The sequence below is a fragment of the Candidatus Micrarchaeia archaeon genome (genome assembly GCA_041650355.1).
GTDB lineage: Archaea > Micrarchaeota > Micrarchaeia > Anstonellales > Bilamarchaeaceae > JAHJBR01.
This window is the reverse complement of the sequence record JBAZLI010000067.1, coordinates 1-4,973: the sequence shown is the minus strand read 5'-3', so window position 1 is coordinate 4,973 and position 4,973 is coordinate 1. Positions and strand designations below refer to the sequence as shown.

The following is a 4,973-nucleotide window of genomic DNA, read 5'->3' as shown; positions in this document are numbered from 1 at the left end:
TATCACCTCTATTATCGTATATTGCACTGGAAGCAATCAAATCATGCTTGCGAAAAGCGATGTAAGCAAAGAACCGACCAGGAAGTAGACCACGTACGCGAGCACGAGCATGAACGGGAAATACTTGAGGCCCTGGTTCTTGGAGCCGGTCTGGACCGAACCGACCATGAGCGAGGATATCAGCACGGTTACGAATATAGATATTATGGAGAAGTAATAGAAATCTGATGATGTCACGAGGGGCGCGGTGGGCCTTATAAAAGTCACCATTTCGGCTGTGGTCTGGGGCACGAACTGGAAGGACTTTTCCAGTATTCCGAGGAGCTTGCTCACCACGGAGAAAAGGAATGGCGCGCCTATAGCCGCGGAAATCACCACGAATATCTCGTAGATGAGTAGCGAAGCGGCTATGTCCTTCCTGAGTATCGCGGTCTCCCTTGCGTCCGAGGCGGTCATTTCGAGCACCTTGGCGACCTCGCCGCCAGTGTAGGACGCCTGCTTTATCAGCCGTATCGTCCGATCCAAGGCCCGGGAATCGAAACGCTCGCTGAGCTTGTCGAGCGCCGCGTTGAGCGACTCGCCGCTGAACGCGCCCTTCATCACGTTCTTCACTTCCTGGCTGAGGATGCCGAATTCCGGCTTTGCCGAGTACCAGATTGCCTGGTCCAGGGTCATGCCGGCGCGCACGTTGGCGCTTATGAGCGTGAGGAAATCAGGGAGTATCACTTCCACCGCGTTTTTCCTGGCCTCGATGCGCAAGATGAGTATTGCCGAGAGCAGGAAGTAGATGGAGAAGATGGTGAGGGCAGCGGAAACCAGCAGTATGAGCAGTATTGCAATGAGCCTGAGCGCAAGGGCCGGGAATTTGAGCGACGCGAGGGCGTTGCTGGTCAGCGAGTAGAAGTAAGTCGCCGAGGATGGGAGGAGCACGAGCACCAGTGCGAAGAAGAGGGTGGCGAAGAACGTAGTGAGGACCAGGTAGCCGGCGAAAGCTTCCGGGGTTGCGTTTATGCCTGACGCGTGTATCTGCTTCCCGAAGGAGCGCATCTGCTCCCTGGAAAAAATCCTTCCGAGGTTTTCGAAGTTGAACGAAGCCATGCTATCACAACACGTACCTCGGCCGCGAGCTTTCCACGAGGCTGAGGAAGAGATACTGCACCAGGGATATGAACACCAGCACGTATATTAGGGATGTCGGATTGAGCCCTATGGCTCCGCTGCTCACGAGCGAGAACAGTATTATCGCGAACGCCACGCCGAGCGACGGGAATATTATCCCGATGATCATGTAGAACATGATGGTGGGATTGAGCTTCTGGCCGTAGGCTTTCAGCGCTATTGCCTGCTCCTTCGCAATCTGGTTGAGCGCTATCTCGAGCGAGGACGAGACGTCGGCGCCGGAGGATATGGCGTTGGCTATCTGCATGACTATGCGCGCGAACGCGCCGCTCGTGGTGTTCTCCCCAGCCTCCCTGAGCGCCTGGCCCATAGGTATGCCGAGGTTTATCTTCTCCACTATGCGCTTGAATTCCTCGCTCACCGCGCCGTAGCCGCTGGAAACGCCCACGAGGGCGTCGAAAAGCGGCATGCCTGCCCTGAGCGCTATGAGTATGTGCCTGCCTGCGAACACCAGCTCCGCGTCTATGTCCTGCTGGCGGCGGATTATTCTCGCCTCAGGGTATAGCATGAGGTAGAAGAACGACGCGGGGACCAGGAATATGAGTGCCGCGATTGCGAAAAGCGGGCTTATGTACAGGATGTTGAGGAACACCGCGAGCACGAGGGAAAGGGCCACAGCCACGAAGAACGAGGATAATATTGCGCGCTCGAGGAACTGGGATGGAGTCTCGGGCATGGATGCGCGGTAGAGCTTCTTTTTCAAGTCCGGAAAATAGGGCGCCAGAGCATCGGCGAAAGAGGGTGACATTTTGGGCTTCCTCGCCTTCGCCGGCTTCTGGGCCGGGAACTGCGAAACTTTTTGTTCATCTGCGTCTTCTTTCATGGAACTGACCCCATCTATATTTCACCGAAATATTTATTTATAGTATCCTTGCCCAATCCCGAATCTTTCGCCACCAGCAGCCTTGCGCGAGAAAGGAATTCGAGCTTTGTCATCTTTCCGCTTTCAAGCTCCTTGTACTCGCCAGGGTGGCGGGAATGGACGTATTTCATGAGCTCCTCTGCGCTCATGTTCACTATAGAGAGTATGAGCTCCATCTCCTTGCTCATCTCGCCCTCGAGCGCCTCGTGCTTCTTGGTCTTTGTTATGGACGCCACTTCCTTCTTGACCGCTTCCTGGAATGAGAGGAATTCGGCTGCGTACTCCAACTTCATCTCGCCTATTTTCGATTCTATACCCTGGGCCACGGTTTTCTCGCTCTTGAGCGCGGCCAGGTCCCTGAGCTTCTGGAGCGAGAGCGTGTGCTCCCTCAGGAAGAAGGATTCGTACTTGTCCCCCAGGGATTCGACCTGGGACTGCAGGTTCTCGAGATCTGAAACAAGAGTTTCGTAGATGCGTTTGCGCTCCTCCTCGCTGCGGGTTATTTTGAGCGACGAGGAGAACGCGTCAAGAGTGCGCGCCAGGTTCTCCTTGTACTCCTTGGAGAGAGATTCCTTGGCGGCCGCGAGCTCCATTTTCTGGTCCACCTCCATGGTGTTGAAGAAGCTCGCGACGTAGGAGAGCGGGCGCTTCGCGGCTGCGGGCTTCTTGGAGAGCATCTCGCGCAGGGACGTTATCTCCGCCTTTATCTTCTGCCTCTGGTTCACGCTCTTTTCCCTGAAAAGCTGCTTGGTGAGCTCAAGCATGCGCTGCTTAACTTCGGATTCGTCTATCTTTCCGGATTCCTTGGGAATCTTCTCCTCGAGCTCGGAGTATTTTTTCTGCGCCTCGTTCTCCGGGTCCATCGAGAGCAGCGGGGGGACGGCAATGGAAATTACTACGTGGTGCTGGATGTATGGAATTTCCGAGGCCTCGCCTATCGCGGCTTTGGTCTCTTGCGATATCTGCACTTCATGCACCGGCTTCGTTGGTTCTGGTTCAAGTTCTGGCGCGCCCTCGGTTTCGTCGCGTTCAGATTCACGCCCCTGCCCGGTTTCGCGTTCCTGCTTGGATTCACTCTCTGGTTCGAGTTCGCGCTCGCGTTCAGATCCGCGTTCCTGCCTGCGCTCAAATTCAGGAGCAGGTTCCTGCGTCGGTTCGGGCGCAGCAGGCTCTTCTTCAGCATGCCCGGATTTTTCCTCATCTTCCTTCTCTGGCCCCGGGGCTTCGCGCTCGAACGTGATTTTTTCATCCTCATGAGCATATGCTTTTTTTGCTGGAGCTCCGATTTTCTCTTCCGGAATTGGAACTTCTGCTTCCGCAGGTTCGGGCTTTTCCTCCTGCACAGGAGCTGGCTCCTGCTTCCTGGCTCCGGGCGCAATCTCTCTACCGGGCGCATGCTCTACGGGTTTCGAAGGCGCAGATGGGGCTTCTGACGTGGACTCAACCTTGCGCAGCGGTTTCGGAATAGGGAGCTGGAAGCGCGGTTTTTGCCGCTCCTGCCCCGGGGGTTTCTCGGCCTTGGGCACTGGCTTCTGCTCCTGCTCTGGCTGGACTACGGGCGCGGCGACCTGCCTGAATCCCATGCCGGTTGCTTTGGCCACTTTCACCATGCGCTCGTAATCGTTGCGCAGGTCCTTGTAATCCATGTCCACGAATTCTTCAGGGGAAAAGTCAAGCGTTTTGGGGAGGCTTAGCCTGGCTGGGTACTGCTTCCTTTCCGCGGCGGATTTCTCCGCCCGGTTGGCCTCTTCTACGAGCTCGTGGAAGTCCATCTGGACACCGGACGCTAGGATGTCTTCTCGCCCTTCTTCATCATTTCATAGATGTCATCCTCGTTGAAATAATACTGGGAAACGATGTGCCCGACCTGGTCCACGTCCAGATAGTTTTTGTCGACCATCCAGTTCAGCACCTCGGTCTTCTTCTCCAGGTCCTGCTTTATCTCCTTCTCGGTCAGCCCGGCATAGAGGGACAGGAGGTCCGCGAGCCTGGAAAGCCCTGCGACCTCGCGCATCTCGTCGCTCTTGACGTCCCAGCGGTGCAGAATCCTGAAGTCGTCGTTCTTTATTATTTCCCCGAACTCGAGCACGCGCCTTATGTTGAAGCGCCTGTGCCTGAACGTTACCACTACTCCCGCGAGCGCGTCCAGCATCTCCTTGGGCACGTTTATCGGCGGGTTGGTGATTCGGCTCACTGCCTGCTCCACGTTGTCCGCGTGTATTGTGGAATACACGCTGTGCCCGGTGTGCATGGCCTCGAAAAGGATTTCAGCCTCGCGCTGCTTCCTCACTTCGCCGACGATGATGCGGTCCGGCCTCATTCTCAGGGCGTTCACCATCAGGTCGAGCATGCTCACCTCCCCTTTCCCTTCTGGGTTGGGCTCCCTGGTCACCATGGGCACCCAGTGGAGGAAGGTGGGGAGCGTGAGCTCCCTCGTGTCTTCTATCGAGATTATGCGCTGGTTCGCCGGTATAAGCCCCGCGACAGCGTTCAGGAAGGAGGTTTTGCCGCTTCCGGTTCCGCCCGCTATGAGGAGCGAAAGCTCGTTCTGGACGCACAGCCAGATGAGAGCCCCCACTTCCGGCGAGAGCGTCTTGTTCTTTATGAGCGTGGTTATCGACCACGGGTTCTTGGAGAACTTCCTTATGGTGAGGGTGTTCCCGAAATTGGATATGGGCGTGAGCGTGGCGTTCACCCTGTCCCCGCTCGGAAGGTGCGCGTCAAGCAACGGAGTGAGGAGGTTTATCTGCCGCCCCACCTTCCTAGCGATGAGCGAGGAGTAGTCGAATATTGCCTCCTCGTCCTTGAGCATCAGGTTGGTGTTGCACCACCCGAATTTCTTGTGGTAAACCTTCACGGGCTCGCGGGAGTTGTTTATCACTACTTCCTCGAGCTTCTCGTCCCCGAGCAGGGTCTCGATTTCGCCGAGGCC

Annotated in this window: 4 protein-coding genes; all 4 read right to left on the bottom strand. The window is 56.3% G+C overall.

What is annotated here, in order from left to right; genetic code table 11:
• Window positions 1-36: 36 nt before the first annotated feature.
• Window positions 37-1,098: a type II secretion system F family protein gene (locus tag WC488_04505; protein ID MFA5077661.1), complete on the bottom strand. Its 1,062-nt coding sequence runs from the start codon at window positions 1,096-1,098 to the stop codon at window positions 37-39.
• 4 nt (window positions 1,099-1,102) lie between these two features.
• Window positions 1,103-2,002, bottom strand: coding sequence for a type II secretion system F family protein (locus tag WC488_04500; GenBank protein MFA5077660.1), 900 nt, complete (start codon window positions 2,000-2,002; stop codon window positions 1,103-1,105).
• Window positions 2,003-2,016: 14 nt separating this feature from the next.
• Window positions 2,017-3,813, bottom strand: coding sequence for a hypothetical protein (locus WC488_04495; protein MFA5077659.1), 1,797 nt, complete (start codon window positions 3,811-3,813; stop codon window positions 2,017-2,019).
• Window positions 3,814-3,827: 14 nt separating this feature from the next.
• A partial coding sequence (locus WC488_04490) for a type II/IV secretion system ATPase subunit (protein MFA5077658.1) occupies window positions 3,828-4,973 on the bottom strand: 1,146 nt, incomplete at its 5' end.